At 74.2% G+C, this 23,751-nt stretch carries 25 protein-coding genes; 16 read left to right on the top strand and 9 right to left on the bottom strand.

The window, feature by feature from the left end; all coding sequences use genetic code 11:
• Positions 1 to 80: 80 nt before the first annotated feature.
• The 7 genes from R2737_16625 to R2737_16655 all read right to left on the bottom strand — a co-directional run bounded on the left by R2737_16625 (position 81) and on the right by R2737_16655 (position 7,017).
• Positions 81 to 605, bottom strand: coding sequence for a DsrE/DsrF/DrsH-like family protein (locus tag R2737_16625; protein MEZ5117888.1), 525 nt, complete (start codon positions 603 to 605; stop codon positions 81 to 83).
• A gap of 23 nt (positions 606 to 628) precedes the next feature.
• Positions 629 to 943, bottom strand: coding sequence for a TusE/DsrC/DsvC family sulfur relay protein (locus R2737_16630; GenBank protein ID MEZ5117889.1), 315 nt, complete (start codon positions 941 to 943; stop codon positions 629 to 631).
• 14 nt (positions 944 to 957) lie between these two features.
• The gene (locus tag R2737_16635) at positions 958 to 1,659 is read right to left on the bottom strand and encodes a DUF1641 domain-containing protein (GenBank protein MEZ5117890.1); all 702 of its coding nucleotides are present in this window, start codon (positions 1,657 to 1,659) and stop codon (positions 958 to 960) included.
• Entirely contained in the window at positions 1,656 to 2,897 is a 1,242-nt protein-coding gene (locus R2737_16640) for an FAD/NAD(P)-binding oxidoreductase (GenBank protein MEZ5117891.1), read from the bottom strand. The genes R2737_16635 and R2737_16640 overlap by 4 nt, the downstream gene beginning before the upstream one ends.
• Before the next feature lie 14 nt (positions 2,898 to 2,911).
• Entirely contained in the window at positions 2,912 to 3,682 is a 771-nt protein-coding gene (locus R2737_16645) for a helix-turn-helix domain-containing protein (GenBank protein ID MEZ5117892.1), read from the bottom strand.
• Between the two features lie 163 nt (positions 3,683 to 3,845).
• Positions 3,846 to 6,464, bottom strand: a complete 2,619-nt coding sequence (locus R2737_16650) for an EAL domain-containing protein (GenBank protein ID MEZ5117893.1) — start codon at positions 6,462 to 6,464, stop codon at positions 3,846 to 3,848.
• 46 nt (positions 6,465 to 6,510) lie between these two features.
• Positions 6,511 to 7,017 carry an inorganic diphosphatase gene (locus tag R2737_16655; protein MEZ5117894.1) on the bottom strand — a complete coding sequence of 169 codons (507 nt, stop codon included), beginning with the start codon at positions 7,015 to 7,017 and terminating at the stop codon, positions 6,511 to 6,513.
• A gap of 184 nt (positions 7,018 to 7,201) precedes the next feature.
• On the opposite strand from R2737_16655, the gene dacB reads away from it, so the two are divergent.
• The 11 genes from dacB to R2737_16710 all read left to right on the top strand — a co-directional run bounded on the left by dacB (position 7,202) and on the right by R2737_16710 (position 17,249).
• Positions 7,202 to 8,671 (top strand): D-alanyl-D-alanine carboxypeptidase/D-alanyl-D-alanine-endopeptidase, encoded by a 1,470-nt coding sequence (gene dacB / locus R2737_16660; GenBank protein ID MEZ5117895.1) that lies wholly within the window; start codon positions 7,202 to 7,204, stop codon positions 8,669 to 8,671.
• Between the two features lie 50 nt (positions 8,672 to 8,721).
• Positions 8,722 to 9,810, top strand: a complete 1,089-nt coding sequence (locus R2737_16665; protein ID MEZ5117896.1) for a zinc-dependent metalloprotease — start codon at positions 8,722 to 8,724, stop codon at positions 9,808 to 9,810.
• A 30-nt stretch (positions 9,811 to 9,840) separates the two neighbouring features.
• Positions 9,841 to 10,938 (top strand): tRNA lysidine(34) synthetase TilS, encoded by a 1,098-nt coding sequence (gene tilS, locus R2737_16670; protein ID MEZ5117897.1) that lies wholly within the window; start codon positions 9,841 to 9,843, stop codon positions 10,936 to 10,938.
• Positions 10,939 to 10,983: 45 nt separating this feature from the next.
• Positions 10,984 to 11,538 (top strand): hypoxanthine phosphoribosyltransferase, encoded by a 555-nt coding sequence (hpt, locus tag R2737_16675; protein ID MEZ5117898.1) that lies wholly within the window; start codon positions 10,984 to 10,986, stop codon positions 11,536 to 11,538.
• A gap of 242 nt (positions 11,539 to 11,780) precedes the next feature.
• Positions 11,781 to 13,820: an ATP-dependent zinc metalloprotease FtsH gene (gene ftsH / locus R2737_16680; protein ID MEZ5117899.1), complete on the top strand. Its 2,040-nt coding sequence runs from the start codon at positions 11,781 to 11,783 to the stop codon at positions 13,818 to 13,820.
• A complete protein-coding gene (gene folE / locus R2737_16685) occupies positions 13,817 to 14,437 on the top strand; it encodes a GTP cyclohydrolase I FolE (GenBank protein ID MEZ5117900.1) in 621 nt (206 codons plus the stop codon). Before ftsH ends, folE begins: the two co-directional genes overlap by 4 nt.
• Complete coding sequence (gene folP, locus R2737_16690) at positions 14,434 to 15,318, top strand: dihydropteroate synthase (GenBank protein ID MEZ5117901.1); 885 nt, start codon at positions 14,434 to 14,436, stop codon at positions 15,316 to 15,318. Before folE ends, folP begins: the two co-directional genes overlap by 4 nt.
• On the top strand, positions 15,315 to 15,677 hold the full coding sequence (folB, locus tag R2737_16695; GenBank protein ID MEZ5117902.1) for a dihydroneopterin aldolase: 363 nt from the start codon (positions 15,315 to 15,317) through the stop codon (positions 15,675 to 15,677). Before folP ends, folB begins: the two co-directional genes overlap by 4 nt.
• Entirely contained in the window at positions 15,674 to 16,330 is a 657-nt protein-coding gene (folK, locus tag R2737_16700; GenBank protein ID MEZ5117903.1) for a 2-amino-4-hydroxy-6-hydroxymethyldihydropteridine diphosphokinase, read from the top strand. The genes folB and folK overlap by 4 nt, the downstream gene beginning before the upstream one ends.
• Positions 16,327 to 16,911 carry a DUF3180 domain-containing protein gene (locus R2737_16705; protein ID MEZ5117904.1) on the top strand — a complete coding sequence of 195 codons (585 nt, stop codon included), beginning with the start codon at positions 16,327 to 16,329 and terminating at the stop codon, positions 16,909 to 16,911. Before folK ends, R2737_16705 begins: the two co-directional genes overlap by 4 nt.
• Positions 16,912 to 16,922: 11 nt before the next feature.
• Entirely contained in the window at positions 16,923 to 17,249 is a 327-nt protein-coding gene (locus tag R2737_16710) for a hypothetical protein (GenBank protein MEZ5117905.1), read from the top strand.
• A 195-nt stretch (positions 17,250 to 17,444) separates the two neighbouring features.
• Here the strand turns inward: R2737_16710 and R2737_16715 are convergent, their stop codons facing one another.
• Positions 17,445 to 18,473: an ATP-binding cassette domain-containing protein gene (locus tag R2737_16715; GenBank protein MEZ5117906.1), complete on the bottom strand. Its 1,029-nt coding sequence runs from the start codon at positions 18,471 to 18,473 to the stop codon at positions 17,445 to 17,447.
• Positions 18,474 to 18,475: 2 nt separating this feature from the next.
• Here R2737_16715 and R2737_16720 point away from each other — a divergent pair, with 2 nt between their 5' ends.
• The 4 genes from R2737_16720 (at position 18,476) to R2737_16735 (ending at position 21,699) form a co-directional block, all read left to right on the top strand.
• Positions 18,476 to 19,165: an ABC transporter permease gene (locus R2737_16720; protein MEZ5117907.1), complete on the top strand. Its 690-nt coding sequence runs from the start codon at positions 18,476 to 18,478 to the stop codon at positions 19,163 to 19,165.
• Positions 19,166 to 19,171: 6 nt separating this feature from the next.
• On the top strand, positions 19,172 to 19,867 hold the full coding sequence (locus R2737_16725; GenBank protein ID MEZ5117908.1) for an ABC transporter permease: 696 nt from the start codon (positions 19,172 to 19,174) through the stop codon (positions 19,865 to 19,867).
• A gap of 148 nt (positions 19,868 to 20,015) precedes the next feature.
• Complete coding sequence (locus R2737_16730; protein ID MEZ5117909.1) at positions 20,016 to 20,999, top strand: ABC transporter substrate-binding protein; 984 nt, start codon at positions 20,016 to 20,018, stop codon at positions 20,997 to 20,999.
• 55 nt (positions 21,000 to 21,054) lie between these two features.
• Entirely contained in the window at positions 21,055 to 21,699 is a 645-nt protein-coding gene (locus R2737_16735; protein MEZ5117910.1) for a hypothetical protein, read from the top strand.
• 180 nt (positions 21,700 to 21,879) lie between these two features.
• Here R2737_16735 and R2737_16740 read toward each other — a convergent pair whose 3' ends face one another.
• Positions 21,880 to 23,064, bottom strand: coding sequence for a hypothetical protein (locus R2737_16740; protein ID MEZ5117911.1), 1,185 nt, complete (start codon positions 23,062 to 23,064; stop codon positions 21,880 to 21,882).
• 36 nt (positions 23,065 to 23,100) lie between these two features.
• On the opposite strand from R2737_16740, the gene R2737_16745 reads away from it, so the two are divergent.
• Positions 23,101 to 23,604 (top strand): PH domain-containing protein, encoded by a 504-nt coding sequence (locus tag R2737_16745; GenBank protein ID MEZ5117912.1) that lies wholly within the window; start codon positions 23,101 to 23,103, stop codon positions 23,602 to 23,604.
• Positions 23,605 to 23,751: the final 147 nt, after the last annotated feature.

The raw sequence follows: 23,751 nt of genomic DNA on the forward strand, positions 1-23,751 counted from the left end.
CATCCTCCCCCGCGGACCCGGGACACGCGACGGCCGGCCACCCGGATGACGGGTGACCGGCCGAGGCTCGGGGACGGTGCTCAGATGAAGATGACCTGGGCCCCGTCGGTCATCTCGATGAAGTCCGAGGCATTGATGATGCCCTCGAGGTCGTCGCGCAGGTCGCTCTCGTCGACGTGGTTCATGTCGGCGGACAGCCGGCAGGCCCACAGCTTGCCGCCGGCGGCGACGATCTGGTCCAGGAAGTCCGGGACCTCCGGGACGCCGAGGTCGGCGATCTGCTTCTTCAGCATCTTGGTCGCCATCGGCTGCATGCCCGGCATCGGCGCGAGCGCCTGCGGGATGCGCACGTCACCGATCGGCATGTGCATCGCGGTGTTGCCGGTAGGGGTGAACTTCAGGTCGTTCATCCGGGACTTCATGATCATGTCGAAGCCCCAGAAGGTGAAGAAGATGTCGCACTGGACGCCCTCGCCCAGGGCGGCGTTGGCCAGGATCAGGGCCGGGTAGGCCATGTCCAGGTTGCCCTTGGAGCAGATGAAGGCGATCTTGCGGTCGGACTCCTCGTCGTCGCCGAAGTTGGGGACGATCGGTGCGTCGCTCATGTCAGTCGTTTCCGTCCCGCGTCTCAGACGCAACCGTGGGGCTTCGGCACGCCCGCGATGTAGGCGCTCTTCTTGGCCGGCTTCTTGGGGAAGAGCTGGAACTGCAGCTTGGTGGGGATCCCGCCGGCGGTGTCCACGCGCCGCGTGGTCGGGGTCTCGCCGTTGGCCTTGAAGTCCTCACGCAGGAAGTTGATCATCTTCCAGTGGTCGTCGGTGAGGTCGATGCCGATGTTGGCGGCGAGGGTCTTGGCCAGGTCCTGGTCCCACTCGTCGTACTCGGTGAGGAAGCCCTCGTCGTCGACGTGGACCTCGCGGCCGTTGATCGTGGTCACGGGCATTGCGGTGTTCCTTCCTACTTCTGGGTGATCTGATCCGGCCGGCTCTCGAGGCCGATGGACCTGAGCATGTGGAGCGTACGCGCGAGCCCGCGGCGCACGTCCGGGTCCCGCATCTCGCGCAGCAGCGCGAAGGTGCCGGGCGGCTTGACGTCGGTGAGCTGGTCCTCCTGGACCGTCACCATGGTGCGGCGCAGCATGGTCATGATCTCCGGCTGCGTCATCTGCTTGACCGTGTTGAGGATGAGGACGACGTTGTCGCCGAGGGCCTCGATGTCGTCCTCGTCGAACGAGGTGACGACCTTGTCGGCGATCGCCATCCCGCCCTGGGCGAAGGTGAAGTAGCCCTTCTTCTCCGCCTGGTCGAGGGCGTCGGACACCTTCGCCATCATCGCGCCGGACAGCTTGGTGGCCTCCGAGCCGAGCTCGGTCATGGTCTCCAGCTGCGCCAGCAGCCGCTCCATCTGGGGCAGCGCCCGCGCCGCGGTCCGGGCGAAGCGGATGGCGTCCTCGATCGTGACGTCCTCGCTGAGGTCCTCCATCTCCCGGGAGACGGAGTCGAAGGCGGCCCGGGTGACGGGAACCATGACCTCGTTGAGCTCCGCCCAGCGCTCGCGTGCCTCGCGCTGCGCCTGCAGCTCGGCGTACATGTCCTCGACCAGCAGCGTCAGGCGGTCCAGACGCTGCTCGAGGTTCGCCTCCGGAACGACGGCGGTCATCCGAGGTCCTCCGTGTCCTTGCCCGCCATCGACATCAGCGCCGGGAGCGGGAGCTCCTTGCCAGGCAGCAGCAGGTTCCAGTACATCCAGCGGAACATGACCTTGCCCCAGTGGTTCATCTCGGTCTCCTTCAGCAGGCTGAAGGGGCCGATCCCGGGCAGCGGGTACTTGCCGGGCAGGGGCTCGGTCTCGTAGTTGAAGTCGATGAGCAGGCCCTTGCCGTGGCCGGTCTCGATGAAGCAGTTGGCGTGCCCGTCGAACTTCTCCGTCATCTGCCGACCGGCGATGTGGTTCATGAAGTTGTCGGGGAACAGGTCCATCGCGAAGTGGGCGACCGAACCGGCCTTCGAGGCGGGGATGTTGGACGCGTCGCCGATGGCGAAGATGTTGTCGTACTTGGTCGACAGCAGTGTCTCCTTGTCGACCGGCACGTAGTTCAGCTCGTCGCCGAGGCCGGAGCGGGCGATGTACTCCGCGCCCATGTTGAGCGGCACGGTCACCAGCAGGTCGAACGGGACCTCGCGCTCGTCGTACGACACGATCTTCTTGTTCTCGTCGTCGACCTCCATGATCATGAAGTCCGACTCGAGCGCGATCTCGCGGTCCTCGAGCATCGAGCCGAGGTACTTCGACGCCACCGGCTTGGTGAACGCGCCGGGCAGCGGGGTCACGTAGGTCATCTCGACCTTGTCGCGGATGCCCTGCTCCTCGAAGAACGCGTCCGCGAGGAAGGTGAACTCCAGCGGCGCCACCGGGCACTTGATCGGCATCTCGGTGACGTGCACGACCAGCTTGCCGCCGTCCCACTCCTTGAGCTTCTCGGCCAGGGCCACGGCGCCGTCGTACGTGTAGAACTCGTGCACGCTCTGGCGCCACTCGCCGCCGTCCATCCCGGGGGTCTGGTCCGGCCGCGGCGAGGTGCCGGTGGCGATCACCAGGTAGTCGTACGGCAACTCCTTGCCGTCCGCCAGCACGACCTTGTTCTCCTCGGGGAGGACGCGGTCGATCTCGGCCTCGACCAGGTCGACGCCGCTGGGGATGTACCGCTTGCGGGGCTTGGTCACCTCGTCGGGCCGGTAGATCCCGAACGGGATGAACAGGTAGCCGGGCTGGTAGAAGTGGGTGTCGCTCTGGTCGACGACGGTGATCTTCCACTCGTCACGCGGCAGCCGCGGACGCAGCTTGTTCACGGCCATCGTCCCGGCAGTACCGCCACCGAGCACGAGCAGTCGCTTCATCTAGTCGATCTCCTTCAGCTGGCCGGGCTCGCGACGGATGCGTCGTCCCGGGAGTCGATGGTGGCGACCCGCGACAGGGTCACCGCGACCTTGCGCAGCGAGGCGAGCACCTCGGTGCGCCGGTCGGAGGTCAGGTGGTACAGGTCGTCGCCGGCGAGCTCGGGCTCCGGCGCGATGCCGCCGACGAGCACCATCCCGACCAGCTCGCTGCCGCTGCGGACGAAGGCACGGGCGCACTCGAAGCCGAGGTGCCCGGCGGCGAACCGCGGCTCGAAGTCGAGGTCCTCGGCCAGCTCCCGCCACTCCTCGGCGCACGCGGTGATCACGTCCGGGTCGGCGGCGTGCTCGGCGAAGCGGGGGCACGGGTTGGCCACGTGCGTGACGGGACGACCGGCCATGTCCGTGACCACCATCATCACGCCGAGCAGGTCGGCGGCGGCGTCGACGACGGGCTGCGCGATCTCGGTGCGCAGCCGCGGCTGGGTCGGTGCGCCGACGGCGGCCGGGGCGGGCCCGCGGCCGGGCGTCGGGCTGGGCCCGGGAATGGCGCTGTGGGGGGCCGCGTCCGGCCCCGGCACGGTCGGAATGGGGCCGGTGTCGCCGTCGAGCAGGGCGGAGATCCGGTCGGCCCGGAAGCGCCACTGGCGGCCGATCTTGACCGCGGGCAGCCGGCCGTCGGCGGCCATCCGGTAGACGGTGGAGGCGTCCACGCCGAGCAGGTCCTGGACCTGCTGCGAGGTCAGCAGCCGGGCGGTGCCGACCTCGGGGGACTGCCGTTCCTGCATGTCATGCAGCCTATGCCTGCTCCTGCGGCTCATGCCGATCCGAATGACCCGATTCTCCGGGCCCTCGGACGGGATGTGGGCCGTCGCGACCCGGGTCCAAGGTCCCGATCCCGGCATCCGCCGGCGCCCGCGGGTGACCCCCGTCACGCCCGAGGCGGGCGAGTCAGCCGTCGGCGCCGACCGGTGACCGCCACGGCAGCGGCAGCTCCTCGGCGGCCCGCGGCCGGGTGGCCAGATAGCCCTGGAACCCGTCGCAGCCGGCGGCCGCGACCGCGTCGAGCTGCTCCCGGGTCTCGACCCCCTCCGCCACCACCGGGATCTGCAGCGCGTGCCCGAGGGCGACGACCGCCCGGACCAGGGCCGCGGCACGGGGCCGGCGGTCCACCCGGGCGGTCAGCCGCCGGTCGACCTTCACCATCCGCACCGGCAGCTCCTCCAGGTGCGCCAGCGACGACAGCCCGGTGCCGAAGTCGTCCACGACCAGGCCCACGCCCATCGCGGCCAGCCGGCTGAGGGCGGCGAAGGCCTGCTCCGGGTCGTCGAGCAGGGCATCCTCGGTGATCTCCAGGTGCAGCCGCTCCGGCTCCAGCCCGGACCGGTCCAGCGCGTCGCTCACCAGGTCCACCAGGCCGGGGTCGGCCAGCTGCCGTGGGGACAGGTTCACCGCCACCGGCCGTCCCTCCAGCGCCGCGCCCCAGGCGACGGTCTGCGTCACCGCGTGGTCCAGCACCCAGGCGCCGACCCCCACGATCGCCCCGCTCTCCTCCGCGGCGTCCAGGAAGGCGTCCGGCCGCAGCAGTCCCTGCCCCGGCGCCCGCCAGCGCACGAACGCCTCCCACTGCAGCACCCGACCGTCCATCGCGACGACCGGCTGGTAGACCAGCTCGAGCTCGTCGCCCTCCACCGCCCGCCGCAGCGCCGAGGCGAGGGCCAGCCGGGCGCGCACCCGCTCCCGCATCTCGGCCCGGAACACCGTGACCCGGTTGCGGCCCTCGTCCTTCGCCCGGTACATCGCCGCGTCGGCCTCGCTCAGCAGCTCGTCGACCGCCTCCGGACCGCTCCCGCCCTCCGACAGGGCGGCCCCGACGCTCAGCCCCAGCACGGCGTCGACGGGCCCGATCCGGACCGGGTCCCGCAGCGCCCCGAGCACGCGCTGCCCCAGGGCCAGTGCCCCCGCCTCGTCGTCGACGTCCTCGGCGACCACGACGAACTCGTCGCCCCCGAAGCGCGCCACCAGGTCGTGGTCCCGGCAGGCGGACCGGATCCGGCCGGCCACCTCGCGCAGCACCGAGTCGCCCCGTTCGTGGCCGTACGAGTCGTTGATGTCCTTGAATCGGTCCAGGTCGCAGAACAGGACCGCGACCCGGGTGCCCCGGCGTGCGGCCCGGCTCAGGGCCCGGCCCACCTCGAGCTCCAGGTGCGCCCGGTTGGGCAGCCCGGTGAGCGCGTCGTGCTGTGCCCGGTGCGCCAGCTGGCGCTCCAGTGCCCTTCGGTGGGTGATGTCGAGGATCGCCAGGACGACGCCGTACGGCTCCTCCGCCAGGGGAGCGACCTGGACGTGGAAGGACCGCGGGGCACCGCTGGGATCGATCAGGTCGATGTCGACGTCGCCGCGCTCGACCCGGCCGGACCGGACGTCGGCCAGCAGGTCCAGCACCTGCTGCGTCCCGGTGGGCAGCTGCTCGAGGTCCGCCAGTGCCTCCCGCAGCGTCCGCCCGGGCGACAGGTCCATCCCGAGGGCGGCGGCCGCCCCGCGGCTGTCCTCGCTGACCGCGGACACCGTCCCGTCCGGCGTGACCAGCAGGGTGTAGGCGGGGGAGGCGTCCAGCACCGCCTGGGTGAGCCGGTGCCGGGCCTCCTGCTCCTCCTCCGCGGCGGCGGTCTCGGTGATGTCGCGGTTGACGGACGCCGCGCCGGTCGCCCTCCCGCGGGCGTCGTACAGCTGCCGGACGTGCGCCTCGACCAGGACGGCCCGACCGTCGGGCCGGCGCTGCCGGACCCGACCGCTCCACTCGCCGTGTGCCCGCAGCGCGTCAATGGCCTGGGCGGTGTCGGTCAGGTGGAACTCGCCGGGCTCGCTCTCCTCGAGGTACTCCAGGGGCGCGGCGAGCTCGGCCAGCGGCCGGCCGAGCGCCTCGGCCTCGGGCACCCCGTACAACAGCTCGGCGGCCCGGTTCCAGGAGGTGACACGGAACTCCGCGTCGGTCGCCACGATGGCGTCCGACACCTGGTCGACGAGGGAGTCCAGGTACTCCAGTCGGCCGATCAGCCGGTAGGTCTCGACCGCGGGCGCGATCCGCGCGACCACCTCCGGCAGCTGCTGCACCAGGTCCAGCGCCGCGGCCGCGGAGCGTCCGGGCCAGACCAGCCCCACGGCGCCCACGGACTCGTCCAGCACCGTCAGGGGGTGCACGGTCATGCCCTCGACGCCCCAGTCACGCATGAACTGCGCGTAGGCGGGGACGGCCCGGCCGATCGCCTCCAGGTCCAGCCGCGGGATCAGCAGCGGGGCGCCGGCGGCCACCGCCCCGCCCGCGAGGCCCTCGCCCACCTGGGGTCGCAGCCGGTCGTGCAGGGACTCCAGCGCACGTTCGACCTCCGGGTCCGCGGCGGCCGAGGCCAGCGGGACCAGCGTGCGGCCGTCGTCGTCGAGCACCCACACCGTGGCTGCGCCGCCCAACGGCCCGGCCAGGTCGTGCAGGACCTGGCGCAGCAGGGCCACGACCGCGGCCCGCGGGCCCCCAGGGGTGCCGGGGTCGCGGGGCGGGGAGGTGCCGGTCATCGCGGGGGTTCGCGCCGAGCCGGGATCCGAAAGGCCCCGACCCCGGCTAGTGGGTGCCCAGCCGGGGCGAGTCGGCCTGGTCGAAGCGGAGCCAGGACTCGCGGATCTCCTTCTCCGCGTCGGTCCGGCCGACCCAGGTCGCCCCCTCGACCGACTTGCCCGGCTCGAGGTCCTTGTAGACCTCGAAGAAGTGCTGGATCTCCAGCCGGTCGAACTCGGGCACGTGGTGGATGTCGCGGATGTGCTCCTTGCGCGGGTCGCCGGACGGGACGCAGAGGACCTTGTCGTCCCCGCCTGCCTCGTCGCTCATCCGGAACATCCCGACCGTGCGGCAGCGGATCACGACGCCGGGGAAGGTCGGCTCGTCCACCAGCACCAGGGCGTCGAGCGGGTCGCCGTCCAGGCCGAGCGTGTCGTCGATGAACCCGTAGTCGTGCGGGTAGCGGGTCGAGGTGAACAGCATCCGGTCCAGCCGGATCCGGTGCGAGACGTGGTCCATCTCGTACTTGTTCCGGCTCCCGGACGGGATCTCGATGGTGACGTCGAACTCCAGGGGTTCCACGCGACGGACCTCCTCGCGGCGCGGCGGGTCAGGTCCGCGGGCCGGACCCGGGTGGGGCATCACCTAGGGTGCTGGGCGCAGTCTCCCAGGCGGATCGCCTGGACGGGGGCCACTTGATCAGGGACGGCGGTTCGGCGTGGGCGTGAGACGGCGCGACCGGTCGCGAGTGCGCGCGATGGCCGTCCTCGTGGCGGCCGTGGTCGCCGTCCCGCTGCCGGCGCTGGCCTCGGTCCGGGGCGACAGCACGCCACCCCCGGCCAGCGGGTCCGCGGTGGACGACGGCGTGCCCGCCGCGACGCCCGGGTCGCGCCCGCCCGCCGCCCCGGCCGGGCCGGTCCTGGTTCCCACCGCCGTCGCGGGGTCGACCGCCCCCGCGCCCACGAAGGCCGGGCTCAAGGCGGCCCTGGGGCCGCTGCTGTCCGACACATCCCTCGGTCCGAGCGTGTCCGCCGCGGTGCTGGACCCTGCCACGGGGACGCTGCTGTTGGACCGGCGCGCGGGCGCCGCGACGACCCCGGCCTCCACGGCGAAGCTGCTCACCGCCCTGGCGGTCCTGGACGCGCTCGGGCCGGATGCCCGGCTGGCGACGACCGCCGTCCTGGCCCCGGCGGCATCCGGCGCAGCCGCCGGGTCCGCGTCCGCGTCGTCGTCGGCGTCTGCGTCGCAGACCGCGGCCCGCTCCGGACCCGGACGCCTGGTCCTCGTCGGCGGGGGTGACGCCACCCTGGCCAGCGGGCCGACCGACGGGGTCGTCCCGCGGCCGGCGTCGCTGGAGCGGCTGGCCGAGACCACCGCCCGGGCGCTGGACCGGCAGGGCGTGAGCCGGGTCCGGCTGGACTACGACGCGTCCGCGTTCGTCGGCCCGCTGCTCGCGCCGGGCTGGTCGGACTCCTACCCCGCCCTGGGCGTGGTGGCCCCGGTGAGCGCCCTGATGGTGGACGGCGGCCGGGCCGCTCCCGGGGGCGTGGCCCGGGTCGCCGACCCCGCCCGCGCCGCGGCGGACCGGTTCGCGGACCTGCTGACGGCCCGCGGGGTGACCGTGACCGACGTGCGCCAGGGACCGGCCGGCACCGGCGCGACCGAGCTGGCCCGGGTGGAGTCGCCGACGGTCGCCGACCTGGTCGAGCGGATGCTGACCGAGTCCGACAACACCCTCGCCGAGGCGCTGGCCCACCTCGCCGGCGGCGTGAACGGCGGGGAGGCCTCGTACGCGGGTGGGGCGCGGGCGACCCTGGCCACCCTGACGGACCTCGGCATCCCGACCGCCGCGGTCGACCTGGTCGACGGCAGCGGGCTGTCCCGTGCCGACGCCGTGCCCGCGGGAGTCCTGGTGCGCGCTCTGGCCGTGGTCGCCGACCGGCAGCCGGACTGGGCCTGGCCCGTCGCGCCCGGCCTCCCGGTCGCCGGCCTGACCGGGACCCTCGACAACCGGTTCGTGTCGACGGCTACCGCAGCCGCCGCCGGTGTGGTGCGGGCCAAGACGGGCACCCTCACCGGCGTCAGCGCGCTGGCCGGCAGCGTCCGCGACGTCGACGGCCGGGTGCTGCTGTACGCGGTCCTCGCCGACGAGGTCACCTCGGTGCTCGGCGCCCGCGAGGTGCAGGACCGGATCTCCGCCCGACTGGCCGGCTGCGGCTGCCGGTAGCCGTACCGCCGCGCACCGGACGGTCGCGACGGACCACGTAGGGTCGATGCATGCCGGACGTCGTGGACTGGGACCTCGCGGTCGCCACGGCGACCCGGTTCGCCCCGCGCGGGCCGGAGCTGCCCGCCGCGGAGGCGCGGGCCGCGGTGCGCGAGCTGCGCACGCTGGCCGCGGAGGCGGTCGCGCCGGTCCGTGAGCGCACCGGGCTGGTGGCCGAGTTCGTCCCGCACGCGACCGAGGTCGTGGACCGGCCCACCTGGACCCGCTCCAACATCGACGGGTTCCGGGTCGCGCTGCGGCCCCTGCTGGACCGGATGCGGGAGCGCCGGGCCGAGTCGCCCGCGCTGGTCTCCGAGCTGGGGTCGCGCGCCACTGCGCTGCAGATGGGCGGGGCGCTGGCCTGGCTGTCCGGCAAGGTGCTGGGCCAGTACGAGGCGCTGGTGGCCCCCGGCGCTCAGCCCCGGCTGCTGCTCGTCGCACCGAACATCGTGACCGCCGAACGCGCCCTCGAGGTGGACCCGCGCGACTTCCGGCTGTGGGTGTGCCTGCACGAGGAGACGCACCGGGTGCAGTTCGGGGCGGTGCCCTGGCTGGCCGACCACTTCGCTGCCGAGGTGCACGAGTTCCTGGTGGCCTCGGACCTCGACGCCTCCGAGCTGCTCGGGCGGCTGGTCGCGGTGCTGCGGGCCGGCACCCGGATCGTCGGGGGTGACGAGCAGGTGTCGCTCATCGAGGAGATCCAGACCCCGGCTCAGCGGGTGGTGTTCGACCGCCTCACCGCGCTGATGTCCCTGCTGGAGGGGCACGCGGACCACGTCATGGACGACGTCGGGCCGGACATCGTGCCCAGCGTCGCGGAGATCCGGCGCCGCTTCGAGCACCGCCGGTCCCACCCCGGTGCCGTCGACGGACTGGCCCGCCGCCTGCTCGGGATGGACGCCAAGCTGCGGCAGTACTCCGACGGCGCCGCCTTCGTGCGGGCCGTCGTCGACAAGGTCGGCGTGACGAGCTTCAACCGGGTATGGGAGTCGCCGCAGACCCTCCCCACCCGGGCCGAGATCGCCGACCCGCCCGCCTGGATCCGGCGGATGCGGGCGACCGGCCCGACCGCCCCGCCCGCGGTCGCGCCCCCGGCGTGACCGGCAGCGTGACGTGACCGGCGGCGTGACGTGACCGGCGGCGTGACCGGCGGCGCCGACCCCGACGCGGCCGAGCGGCCGGCGTCCGACCGGGCCGGCAGCGAGGTGCTGGCGGTGCGGACCGCCCTCCGCGCCGCGCTCGCCGACCTGCCTCCCGGGTCGCTGGTCCTGGTGGCCTGCTCGGGCGGGGCGGACTCCCTGGCCCTCGCGGCGGCGACCGCCCGGGTGGCACCGCGGGCGGGCCTTCGTGCGGGTGCCGTCGTCGTCGACCACGGCCTGCAGCCGGACTCGGCGCAGGTCGCCGCCGGTGCGGCCGCGGCCTGCCGGGATCTCGGCCTCGATCCGGTGCGCGTCGAGGCGGTCGCCGTCGACGTCCGCCCCGGTAGCGGGGGACCGGAGGCCGCGGCCCGGGACGCGCGTCGGCAGGCGCTGGACCGCGCCGCGGACGACCTCGGCGCCGCGGCCGTCCTGCTGGCGCACACCCGTGACGACCAGGCGGAGACGGTGCTGCTGCGCCTGGCCCGCGGCTCCGGCGCCCGGTCGCTGGCCGGGATGGCCGAGCGGGACGGGCGGTGGCGCCGCCCCCTTCTGCGGCTCCCCCGTGACCTGGTCCGCGCCGCGGCCGCCGAGCAGGGGCTGCGTCCCTGGCAGGACCCGCACAACGAGGACCCGCGCTATGCCCGGGTCCGGGTCCGGTCCGAGGCGCTGCCCGCGCTGACGGGCGCGCTGGGTCCCGGGGTGCCCGAGGCCCTGGCCCGTACCGCCGCGCTGCTGCGCGAGGACGCCGACGCCCTCGACGGCTACGCCGACGAGGCGTACGAGCGGCTGGCCACCGTCGAGGCGCCGGCCGGGTCGGGGCGCGACCGGGGCGACGCCACGTTGTCCCTCCCGGTCGTGTCCCTCCCGGTCGACGGCCTGGCGGCGCTGCCGGCCGCCGTGCGCGCGCGGGTCCTGCTTCGGGCCGCCCGCGCCGCCGGGTGCCCGGCGGGCCGGCTGACCGCGGACCACGTGACCGGCCTGCGCGCGCTGGTCGAGTCCTGGCACGGCCAGGGCGAAGCGGCCCTGCCGGGCGGTGTCCGCGCCGCCCGCGCGTGTGGCAGGCTGACGCTCCGCGGGACGGCTCCCTGACCGTCCCGCGTCGGGCCCCCCGAGCGGACCGCGAGGAGACCAGCGGTGGATGCCAGCGACCTGGGTGACGAGCTCGAGCGGGTGCTGCTCGACGAGGAGACCCTGCAGAACAAGATCCGCGAGCTCGCGGCGCAGATCGACGCGGACTACGCGGGTCGGCCGCTGCTGCTGGTCGGTGTGCTCAAGGGCGCGGTCATGGTGATGGCCGACCTCGCCCGGGCGCTGCGCTCGCCGATCGAGATGGACTGGATGGCGGTGTCCTCGTACGGCTCGGGCACCAAGTCCTCCGGCGTGGTGCGGATCCTCAAGGACCTCGACCGGGACATCGGCGGCCGGGACGTGCTGGTGGTCGAGGACATCCTCGACTCCGGGCTCACCTTGTCGTGGCTGGTCCGCAACCTCGGCTCGCGCGGGCCCGCGTCGGTCGAGGTGTGCACCCTGCTGCGCAAGCCCGAGGCGGTCAAGGTCAACATCGAGCCGAAGTACGTCGGCTTCGACATCCCCAACGAGTTCGTGATCGGGTACGGCCTGGACTACGCCGAGCGCTACCGCAACCTGCGGGTGGTCGGCACCCTGGCGCCGCACGTGTACGGCGGCTGACCGGCGCGACCCCGCCCTGCGTCCCGCCGTGCGTTCCGCCCGGCGACGCCCCCGGCCGGCGGCCTCCGGCCGCTGCCCCGGGAATCCCCGGGCGCCCGCCGCCGTTGTTCGCGCTGGGCTGAGGACCAGCGGCCCTTGCGCCGGGGGCGGCACCGTGGGGCGCGGTGTACCGTCGTATCCCCGGGCACCCGCCCCGACAGGCCCGACAGTCAGGAGGTTCGGGGCCCGCCGGCCCCGCCACGATGGACGCCAAGCGCCTCTTCCGCGGACCCGTGTTCTGGATCCTGCTCGCCGTGCTGCTGGTGCTGCTCGGCAGCAGCCTCGTGTCGGGCATCGGCGCGCCCCAGCAGGTCGAGACCAGCCAGGCGCTGCAGTCCCTCGACGACAACCAGGTCCAGTCCGCCAAGCTGATCGACCGCGAGCAGATCCTCGAGCTCACCCTCAAGGACGGCACCAAGACCCGGTCGGAGTACATCGACGGCCAGGGCGTGAAGCTGCAGGAGCAGCTGCAGGCCAAGGTCGACGAGGGTCAGCTCCCCGACGGCTACGACGTCGAGGTCCCGCAGGACAGCATCCTGGTGGGCCTGCTGCTCTCCCTGCTGCCGATCGCGATCGTGGTCGGCCTGCTGTTCTTCTTCATGAGCCAGATGCAGGGCGGCGGCTCGCGGATCATGAACTTCGGCAAGTCCAAGGCCAAGGTCGTCAGCAAGGACATGCCCAAGACGACCTTCTCGGACGTGGCCGGCGCGGACGAGGCCGTCGAGGAGCTGCAGGAGATCAAGGAGTTCCTGCAGGAGCCGGCCAAGTTCCACGCCGTCGGCGCGAAGATCCCCAAGGGCGTGCTGCTGTACGGCCCGCCCGGAACCGGCAAGACGCTGCTGGCCCGCGCGGTCGCCGGAGAGGCCGGCGTGCCGTTCTTCTCCATCTCCGGGTCCGACTTCGTCGAGATGTTCGTCGGCGTCGGCGCCAGCCGGGTCCGCGACCTGTTCGAGCAGGCCAAGACCAACGCGCCGGCGATCGTGTTCGTCGACGAGATCGACGCCGTCGGCCGGCACCGCGGCGCGGGCCTCGGCGGCGGGCACGACGAGCGCGAGCAGACCCTCAACCAGCTGCTGGTCGAGATGGACGGCTTCGACGTGTCCGGTGGCGTCATCCTCATCGCCGCCACCAACCGGCCCGACATCCTGGACCCGGCGCTGCTGCGCCCGGGCCGCTTCGACCGGCAGATCTCGGTCGAGCGCCCCGACCTCAACGGCCGCTTCGAGATCCTCAAGGTGCACGCCCGCGGGAAGCCGATCAGCCCCGAGGTGGACCTGATGGCGGTGGCCCGGCGCACGCCGGGGTTCACCGGTGCGGACCTGGCCAACGTCCTCAACGAGGCCGCGCTGCTGACCGCACGGTCCGGCGGCCAGCTGGTCGACCCGCGGTCGATGGACGAGGCCATCGACCGCGTCATCGCCGGCCCGCAGAAGCGCACCCGGGTCATGAACGACCAGGAGAAGAAGATCACCGCCTACCACGAGGGCGGCCACGCCCTGGTGGCCGCGGCGCTGCCCAACGCCGACCCGGTGCACAAGATCACGATCCTGCCGCGGGGCCGGGCGCTCGGCTACACGATGGTGCTGCCGGACGAGGACAAGTACTCCACCACGCGCAACGAGATGCTCGGCCAGCTGGCGTACATGCTGGGCGGCCGCGCGGCGGAGGAGCTGGTGTTCCACGACCCGACCACCGGCGCCGCCAACGACATCGAGAAGGCGACCGCGGTCGCGCGGGCGATGGTCACCCAGTACGGCATGACCGAGCGCCTCGGCGCCATCCGCTACGGCCAGGAGCAGGGCGAGGTCTTCCTCGGCCGCGACATGGGCCACATCCGCGACTACTCCGAGGAGGTCGCCGCGGCGATCGACGAGGAGGTGCGCAAGCTGATCGAGACCGCGCACCAGGAGGCGTACGAGGTCCTGGTCGACAACCGCGACATCCTCGACGAGCTGGTGCTGAGGCTGCTGGAGAAGGAGACGCTGGACAAGGACGAGGTGGCGGACGTGTTCGCCGGCCTCCGGCGCCGGCCCACGCGGCCGGCGTGGACCGGGTCCGCGCGCCGGCAGCCGTCCGACGTGGGCCCGGTGCTCACCCCGGCGGAGCGGTCCTCGGTCGGCGACCCGGCGCACCCCAACGGCAACGGCGGCCGACCCGCCGCCGGGACCCTCGGCCCCGAGGGGACGCCGGCGGGGGAGGGCAGCGAGCCGCTCGCCCCGCTGGACGAGGGGATGGTCGAGTGACCCTGTCCGGCGGCGTCGACCCGGTCACGATCGGCGACGGCGCTGTCGCGGGCGAGTTCGACGTCGTCCGTGCCGAGGCGGCCGTGCGCGAGTTGCTGCACGCCATCGGCGAGGACCCCGACCGCGAAGGGCTGAGGGACACCCCGGCGCGGGTGGCCCGGGCGTACGCCGAGATCTTCTCCGGCCTGCGGATGTCCGCCGAGGACGTGCTCACCACGACGTTCGACATCGGCCACGACGAGATGGTCCTGGTCAAGGACATCGAGGTCTACAGCACCTGCGAGCACCACCTGGTGCCGTTCCACGGCGTCGCGCACGTGGGCTACATCCCGAACGAGTCCGGGCGGATCACCGGCCTGTCGAAGCTGGCTCGGCTGGTCGAGGTCTACGCGCGCCGCCCGCAGGTGCAGGAGCGCCTGACCACGCAGGTGGCCGACTCGCTGATGGAGATCCTGGAGCCCCGCGGCGCCATCGTCGTGATCGAGTGCGAGCACCTGTGCATGTCGATGCGCGGCATCCGCAAGCCCGGTGCGAAGACGGTGACCAGCGCGGTCCGCGGGCAGCTGCGCGACCCGGCCACCCGCGCCGAGGCCATGTCGCTGATCCTCGGGTCGTGAACCCCGGCCGGCACCCCGTGGGCCTGCCGTCCGAGCTGGCCCGGCACGACCGCTGCCTGGTGATGGGGGTGCTCAACGTGACCCCGGACTCGTTCTCCGACGGCGGCCGCTGGCTGGACCCCGGGGCGGCCGTGGCGCACGGCGCCCGCATGCACCGCGACGGCGCGGACCTCGTCGACGTCGGCGGGGAGTCCACCCGGCCCGGTGCCACCCGCATCCCGGTCGACGAGGAGCTGCGCCGGGTGCTGCCCGTCGTTCGGGGTCTTGTCGCCTCCGGGGTGCCGGTGAGCATCGACACCATGCGGGCGCAGGTCGCCGCCGCCGCGGTTGACGAGGGCGCGTGCCTGGTCAACGACGTCAGCGGCGGACTGGCCGACGACGCGATGCTGCCGTGGCTGGCGGGGCAGGCGGTGCCCTACGTCGCGATGCACTGGCGCGGGCACTCCGACGGCATGGACCGGCTGGCGACGTACGACGACGTCGTGGCCGACGTCCGGGCGGAGCTCGCCGCCCGCCTGGACGCGGCCGTGGCCGCCGGCGCGGACCCGGCCCGGGTGGTGCTCGACCCCGGGCTGGGGTTCGCCAAGGAGGCGGACCACAACTGGGCGCTGTTGCGCCACCTCGACGCGCTGGCGTCCCTGGGCCGGCCGCTGCTGGTGGGGGCGTCGCGCAAGCGGTTCCTCGGGGCGCTGCTCGCGGACTCGTCCGGGCAGCCCCGGCCGCCGGAGCGGCGGGACTACGCCACCGACGCCGTGTCCGCGCTCGCCGCCGCGGCCGGTGCGTGGTGCGTGCGCGTGCACGACGTACGCGGCAGCCTGGACTGTGTCCTGGTGGCCGAGGCCTTCCGCCGCGGGCGGCAGCCGGAGGAGGGATCGTCGTGAGCGCCGACCGGATCGTCCTGCGCGGGATCCGCGCCCACGGCCACCACGGCGTCTTCGAGCACGAGCGGCGTGAGGGCCAGGAGTTCGTGGTCGACGTGGTGCTGTCCGTCGACAGCCGGCCCGCGGCCGCGGCGGACGACCTGGCGCTCACCGTCGACTATGGGCTGCTGGCCGAGCGGGTCGCCGCGGACGTGGCCCGCGACCCGGTCGACCTGATCGAGACCCTGGCCGACCGCATTGCGGCGCTGTGCCTGCAGGACCCGCTGGTGGCGGCCGTCGAGGTGACGGTGCACAAGCCGCAGGCGCCGGTCCGGGTGGCCGTGGACGACATCGCCGTCACGGTGGTGCGGTCGCGGTGACGACGGGCGACGGCACGGTCCGGCGGGCCGCGTTCTCGCTGGGGGCCAACCTCGGCGACCGGCTCGCCGCGCTGCAGGCCGCGGTGGACACGCTGGCGGGCGCGCCGGGGGTCGACCTGGTGGCGGTGTCCCCGGTGTACGAGACCGATCCGGTCGGCGGGCCCGAGCAGCCGGCGTACCTCAACGCGGTCGTCGTCGCCGACGTCACCGTGGACGCGCCCGCGCTGCTGGCGGCGGCGCACACGGCGGAGCGGGCACTGGGTCGTACCCGCGAGGTGCGCTGGGGGCCGCGGACCCTGGACGTGGACGTGCTCGCGGTGGGCGATGAGGTCCGGGACGACCCGGCGCTGACACTGCCTCACCCGCGCGCCCACGAGCGCGGCTTCGTCCTGGTGCCGTGGGCCGCGGCCGACCCCGACGCGGTCCTGCCGGGTCACGGCCGGGTCGCGGACCTCGCCGCTGCCGTCGGCGCCGACGGGGTTCGCACGCGACCCGACCTGCGTCTCACGCCCCCGCCCCGGGCTGCGAGTTCTCCTTCGGATTCCTCGGCGAGTGGAGGGTTGTGGTGGAAGTCGATCGATCGACTTCCACCACAACCCTCCACTCGCGCGGACGGCGGCGGCCGGGGCGGCGCGCATAGGGTGGAACGGTGAGGCCGACCAGCATCCGGATGCTGCTGGCGCTGTTCGTGCTGGCGGGCTCGGTCGGCTGGGGCACCCTGCAGCTGGTCGAGGCCTGGGTCGGCCGGCTGCTCCCGGTCCCCTGGACCGCCGCCGTGACGCTGTGGCTGCTCGCCGTCGCGCTGCTCTTCTGGGCGCTGCTGTCCCGGCCCCGGCTGCTGCGCAAGGAGGGGCACCGCCCGATGCCGCCGCTGGTGGCGGCCCGTACCGCGGCCCTGGCGATGGCCGCGTCGCGGACCGGTGCCCTGGTCGGCGGCTTCTACGCCGGAGTGCTCGTGGGCGTGCTCCCGTACGACAGCCCCGCCGGTCGCGAGCGGCTGTGGTCGGCGGGCGCGGCCGTCCTCGGCGCGCTCGCGCTCACGGTCGTCGCGGTGTGGTTGGAGCGGCTGTGCCGGCTGCCCGAGGACCCCGACGAGGCCGCGGCCGGGCGTCGGGCCGACGACCTCGCCGGCGAGGGCGGGGGCAACGGGTCCTGGGCGACCCCCCGGTCCGCCCGTCCGGGGTCGGCGGGTCCGGGGTCGGCCGGTCCGCCGTCCGCCGCGGGCCGCCGCTAGGCTCCCGGGCCATGGCCGAGCCGACCTCCGACCAGCCGGTTTCTGCGGACTCCGGCGGCGAGTACGAGGACCTGCCCTTCCCCGAGCTGCGCGAGCGCGCCTTCAAGCTCGCCGAGAAGCGGCACGACCTCGGGTTCTTCGTCGACCTCTACAGCCACATGCCGGGAATGGTGGCGATGGCCGACGAGGGCGGCGACCTCGGCGCGATCGGCGGCAGCATCATCGAGTCCATCCGGGCCGCTCGGGAGATGATGGGTGACGAGGGCGTCGGCCCCGAGCTCGAGCCGCTGCTGCGGGCCCGCTTCGCGACCTACCTGCGCGAGCACGAGGACGCCTGACCCTTCCGGGCGTCCCGCCTCGCTACCTTCCTGACGGCCCTGCGCCGCGGGGTGACGCCTCTCCACCGGTGCCACGTACGACCAGCCCCGAGCGCCTCGGGAGCGGTCGGAGGTTCCACCGGTGGTGACGGGTGTGGCGGGTGCGGCGAACGGGGCTGCAGGGCCCGTCGCGGGTGTGCCGGAGCCCCGCAGCGTTCAGGGCTGCGACGGCGCCGCGTCGCGGAGCATCCGGCGTACGTCATCCATGCCGAGCACGCCCACCGGGTCCCCGCCGCCGTCCGGCAGCACGACGGCGCGCCCGTCCGGTGCCGCCAGCAGTACCGCGAGCGCGTCGCGCAGCGTCGACGACGCGCCGACCGCCGGCATCCCGGTCGGACCGGCACTCCCGGTCGGACCGGCACTCCCGGCCGGGGCGCCCGCCCCGGCCGGGGCGAGGTCCGCGACGTCCAACGCGGTCACCGCCAGCAGCTTGACCAGCCGGTCGGAGCCGACGAAGTCGGCGACGAAGTCCGTCGCGGGGGCAGCAAGGACCTCCGCCGGGGACGCGTACTGCTCCAGGTAGCCGCCCTGCCGCATCACCGCGATCCGGTCGCCGAGCCGCACGGCCTCGTCGATGTCGTGGGTCACGAACACCACCGTCTTGCGAACGGTGTCCTGCAGGCGCAGGAACTCCTCCTGCAGCCGGTCCCGGGCGATCGGGTCCACGGCCCCGAAGGGCTCGTCCATCAGCAGCACCGGCGGGTCGCCCGCGAGCGCCCGCGCGACCCCCACCCGCTGACGCTGCCCGCCGGACAGCTGGCTGGGGTAGCGGTCGCCGTACGTCGCCGGGTCCAGCCCGACCAGGTCCAGCAGTTCGTCCACGCGCTCCGCCGTGCGGCGCCGGTCCCAGCCCAGCAGCGAGCAGACCGTGGCGACGTTGCGCCGCACGGTCTGGTGCGGGAACAGCCCGACCTGCTGGATGACGTAGCCGATGCCCCGCCGCAGCTGCACCGGGTCGACGCCGGACACGTCCTGGCCGGCCAGCACGACCCGCCCCCCGGTCGGCTCCACCAGCCGGTTGACCATGCGCATCGTCGTGGTCTTGCCGCAGCCCGAGGGCCCCACCAGGACGCACACCTCGCCCTCGGCGACGTCGAGCGACAGCTCGTGCACCGCGACCGTCCCGTCCGGGTACCGCTTGCTCACAGCGTCCAACCGGATCATCGCGTCCGGGGTAGCGTCCACGCGTGTCCCTCCTCGTCGCCGAGGCGCCGCCGAACCCGTGGTTCAGCGTGGACTACGTCCGGGACAACGCCGACGACCTGCTGCTGGCCGGTCGGGAGCACGTCACCATCACCGTCGTCGCGGTCGCGCTGGCGGTGGCCGTGTCCGTGCCCCTCGCACTGCTGGTACGACGCTACCGGCCGCTGGAGACGCCCGTCCTGGCCCTGTCGGGGGTGCTCTACACCGTGCCGTCGCTGGCGCTGATCACCGGGCTGTGGCCGGTGTTCGGGCTCAGCCCCATGACGGTCATCGTGGCGCTGGCGCTGTACGCGCTGCTCGTCGTGCTGCGCAACATCCTGGTGGGCCTCGACGGCGTGCCCGGGGACGCCGTCGACGCGGCGCGGGGGATGGGCTACGGCAACGGCCGGCTGCTGTGGCAGGTGCAGGTGCCGCTCGCGCTGCCCACCATCCTGGCGGGGGTGCGCGTGGCCACGGTGTCCACGGTGGGGCTGGTGACGATCGGCGCGCTGGTCGGGCACGGCGGCTTCGGATCGCTGATCCTCGGTGGCTTCGTCAACAACTTCTACCACGCGCAGATCATGACGGCGACGCTCGCGTGCGTGGCCCTGGCACTGCTCTTCGAGGGCGCCCTGGTGCTGCTCGAACGGGCCCTCACCCCGTGGGCGCGCGTCCAGCGCGCGGCGGCCGGGTAGGTCGCGATGGACGTCGTGACCGGGGTGTGGCAGTGGTTCGCCGACGGCGAGAACTGGTCCGGCAGCAACGGGATCCCGCAGCGCCTGCTGGAGCACTTCGTCATCTCCGGCTGGGCGCTGCTGCTGGCGTTCGCGGTGGCCCTGCCGGCGGGGATCGTGGTCGGCCACACGCGCCGGTTCGGGGCGCTGGTCACCAACATCGGCAACCTGGGCCGGGCGATCCCGACCTTCGCGGTGCTGGTGATCCTGGCGTCCTGGGAGGCCGTCGGCGTCAGCGACCTCGCGGCGATCCTCGCCCTGGCCGTGTTCGCCGTGCCGCCCGTCCTCACCAACACGTACGTCGGCGTGCGCGACGTGGACCCGCAGGCCCTGGACAGCGCCCGCGGCCTGGGCATGACCGGCGGCCAGGTGCTGCGCCGGGTCGAGCTGCCGCTCGCGGTTCCCCTGATCGCCGCCGGCATCCGTACGGCGACCGTCCAGGTGGTGGCGACGGCGACGCTGGCGGCGCTGGTGGGGGGCGGCGGGCTGGGCCGCTACGTGGTGGACGGCTTCGGTCTTCAGGACACCACGCTGCTGTTCGCCGGCGTCGTCCTCGTCGCGGTGGTGTGCATCGTGGTGGAGCTGGTGCTGTCCGCGGCGCAGCGCGCGGTGACCCCGCCGCCGCTGCGGTCGGGCGCCGCGGACGTGCTGGGGGACTTCTGACCGGCCCTGAGGTGTCGACCCGGTCACCTTCGACCGATAGGCCTTGCGGGGCCCCCGCGCCCGTGGTCGCATGGGGCGCAGCGGGGCGCACGGTCCCGCGCCCGACACGCCCGCGCCCGGCGCGGGGGACACAGAAGGCGGGACCGTCGTGAGGTTCACACGTTTGTCCATGTTGTCCGTCGGCGTCGTGGCGACGCTGGCCCTGGCCGCCTGCGGCGGCTCGTCCGACTCCGGCTCCTCGTCGTCCGCGGCCGCGACCTCGGAGTCGGCGGCCGCCAGCAGCGAGGCGGCGCCCGCGGGCGGGCCGATCACGGTGGCGGCGTTCAACTTCGGCGAGAGCAAGATCCTGGCTCAGATGTACGCGGCCGTGCTGGAGAAGGCCGGCTACGAGCCGGAGGTCAAGGAGCTCACCAACCGCGAGGTCGTCCAGCCGGCGCTGCAGGGCGGGGAGGTACAGGTGGTGCCGGAGTACGCGGCCACGCTCACCGACTTCCTCAACGCCGCGGCCAACGGGCCGGACGCCCCGTCCCAGGCCAGCGGCGACCTCGACACGACGATGACCGCGCTGCGCGCCCTGGCCGAGCCGGTGGGCGTGACCGTCCTGGACGCCTCGCCCGCGGCGGACCAGAACGCGTTCGCGGTCACCGCCGAGTTCGCAGACGCCAACGGTCTGACCACGCTGTCGGACCTGGCCACCTGGTCACAGTCCAACGACCTCGTCCTCGGTGGCCCCCCGGAGTGCGTGGAGCGCCCCTTCTGCCAGCCCGGGCTGGAGGAGACGTACGGCATGGTCTTCTCCGACTTCAAGTCGCTGGACGCGGGCGGCCCGCTCACCAAGCAGGCGCTGTCGCAGGGGCAGATCGGCGTCGGGCTGGTGTTCTCCTCCGACGGCGGCGTGGCCGCACTCGACCTGGCCGTGCTCGAGGACGACAAGCAGCTGCAGAAGACCGACAACATCGTGCCCGCGGTCAACTCGGCCGTCGTGACCCAGGAGCTGACCGACGCGCTGAACGCGGTCTCCGCGGCCCTCACCACCGACGACCTGATCGAGCTGAACAAGGCCGTCGACATCGACCGCAAGGACCCGAAGGACGTGGCGGTGGAGTGGCTCACGGCGCAGGGGCTGCTCTGACCCGGTCCGCGCAGGAGCGTCGCATCACGCGCCGCACCGGCCTACCCTTCGGTCCATGAGCAGGGGACGGCACGGCCGGCTGCGCGGCAAGGCCGCCCTGCGTGCCGAGGTGGAGCGCCTCGAGCGCGAGGTCGGGCGGCTGCGGGGCGACGTGACGCGCCACCGTGAGGAGGCGCTGCGCGAGCGGGCGGTGTCCCGGGTCCGCGGGGACCAGGTGGCGGGTCTGCGGGCGGAGGCGGACGCCCTGCGCGCGCGCCTCGCCGAGCAGGAGGAGTCCTCGTCGGCGGCCCGGGAGCTGGAGTCGCTGCGGGCCGAGGTGTCCGCGCTGCGCTGGCGGCTGCCCGGGCCGGAGGCGGCGGCGGAGACGGCCCGCCTCGAGGCGCACGTGACCGCGCTGTCCGAGCAGGTGGCCGACCTGCGGGTGCGGCTCGACGACGCGACGCAGCTCGTGGCGCACGTGACCCGCACCCTCGTGGACCGGTCCGCACCGCCCCCGCCGCCGGCGGAGGAGCCGGTGCCCGACGCCGCCGTGTCCGGGGGCGCGGCGGAGGAGCCGCCGCGGACGGTCCGGTTCCCCTGGGACCCGGTCCGGACGCCGGCCGACCATGACGACGACGACGGGGATCTCGAGATCGACGTGGACCCTTCCGCGGACCCGTGGGCCCGGTTGCGCCGGCTCCCGCCCGCCGGCAGCGCCTGACCGCACCCGCTCCGCCGCGCATCGGCCCGTACCCCGCCACGCGGGTTCACGTACGTCTCCACGACTGTGACGGTCTGCCGAGACTCGCCGGCGTGTCTCGGCACAATGTCACAGTCGTAGGTGCGCCCGGGATCGCTGGTACGGAGGGGTCCGGGGAGTCCGTACCGCTCCCCGTCGGCGTCAGCGGTCGATGTCGCCGACGACCAGGAAGAACCCCGCGACCGCGGCCGGCAGTGACTCCAGCGGCGTCCCGGGCAGCGCGCGGGCCAGCGCCTGCACGTGCGCGTACGACGGGGTGCGCAGCTTGAGCCGCCACGGGGTCTTGTCCCCGCGGGACACCAGGTACCAGCCGGCGACCCCGGTCGGGGCCTCGGTCCACACGTACGTCGCGCCCTCGGGGGTGCGCACCACCTTCGGCAGCCGTACCGACACCGGGGCGTCCGGCATCGACGCGAGGCGTTGCGCGCAGGCCTCCACCAGGTCCAGCGCCACCTCGACCTGGTCCAGGGCGAGGTCGAGACGGGCGGCGGTGTCGCCCGCGTCGGCGACCGCCACGCGTAGCAGTCCGGCCTCGGCAAGCTCGGGGTAGGCCAGGTACGGGTCGTCGCGGCGCAGGTCCAGGTCCAGTCCGCTGGCCCGCGCCACGGGTCCGCTGGCCGCGACGGTGACGGCGTCGTCGCGGGACAGGACGGCCAGCCCGGTGGTCCGCGGGCGCTCGGCGTCCACCCGCCCGCGCAGGTCGGGCAGCCCGGCGCGCACCTGCGCCGTGGTGTCCGTGACCTGGCGCAGCCACTCCGGTGAGGGAGCGTGCGCGAGGCCACCGACCCGCGCCAGCATCGGGTGGACCCGGCCGCCGGACAGATCCTCCAGCAGCCGCTGCAACGGCTCCCGCTCGCGCAGCCCGGGCGGCGGCTCCTGGGGAGCCCCCGGCCAGGGCTCCTCGTACGGGAACGCCCCGACGAACGTCAGCGTCGCCAGCACCCGGGTCAGCTCGGCCAGCAGCGTGCGGGTCCAGGTGGCCCGCTCCGGCGGGTGCAGGCCGAGCAGTCGCTCCACCGCCAGCGCCAGGCCCAGCTCGCCGGCGAAGGCGGACAGCCAGTCGTGCCGGTTGGCCAGCACCATGCCCTGCCGGAAGTCGCGGACCTCGAACAGCTTCTCCGCGCCCCGGTGCAGCAGGCCGACCTCCGGGTCGGCCGCGACGACGAGACCGTCCGTCAGGCTCAGGTGCAGTCGGAAGGCGCCGTGCGCCGATGGGTGCAGGTCGCCGAGCTCCAGGGCCAGGTCCGCATCGCCGGCCGCGGCGCCGGCCCCGACGACCATGTGCTGCGTCGCCTCGGGCGCGAGCGCGGCCGGCGTCGGATCCACGTCAGCATCGTGGCACCCGCTGGCTACGCTCGCGGCATGACCCGCACCGTCGACGAGGCCTTCGCCCCGCCGGGCGAACCCTGGGTCCACGTCTCCCCGAAGCTCGTGACCGCCCGGCGGATCTCGCTGGGGCTGGCGTACGTACTGGTCCTGGCCGGCCTGATCGCGCTGATCGTCGTGCCCGGCGTGCCGGCCTGGGTGCCGGCGGTCGTCGCGGGCGTGGCGTTCGCCGTGTTCGTCTGGGCCTGGTGGCTCATCGGCCGTCGGGTGCGGTCGTACGGCTATGTCGAGCGCACCGACGACCTCATGGTGACCAGCGGCATCCTCTTCCGCCGCCTGGTCATCGTCCCGTACGGGCGGATGCAACTGGTCGACCTCAAGGCCGGTCCGATCGACCGGTCCCTCGGCGTCGCGACCGTGCAGCTGCACACTGCGGCGGCCACGACGGACGCGACCATCCCGGGCCTGCCGCCGGACGCGGCGGCGGCGCTGCGCGACCGGCTCGCGGCGCGCGGGGAGCAGCGGTCGGCCGGGCTGTGACCGTCCCACCGCCACCGCCACCGACCGGTCCGCCCCCGACCGGTCCGCCCCCGACCGGTCCGCCCCCGACCGGTCCGCCCCTGGGTGGTCCGCCGCCGGCCGGTCCGCCCTCGGGTGGTCCGCCGCCGGTCGCGGGGGCGACCGCGC

It is taken from the genome of Candidatus Nanopelagicales bacterium (assembly GCA_041393815.1).
Lineage (GTDB): Bacteria > Actinomycetota > Actinomycetes > S36-B12 > JAWKJK01 > JAWKJK01.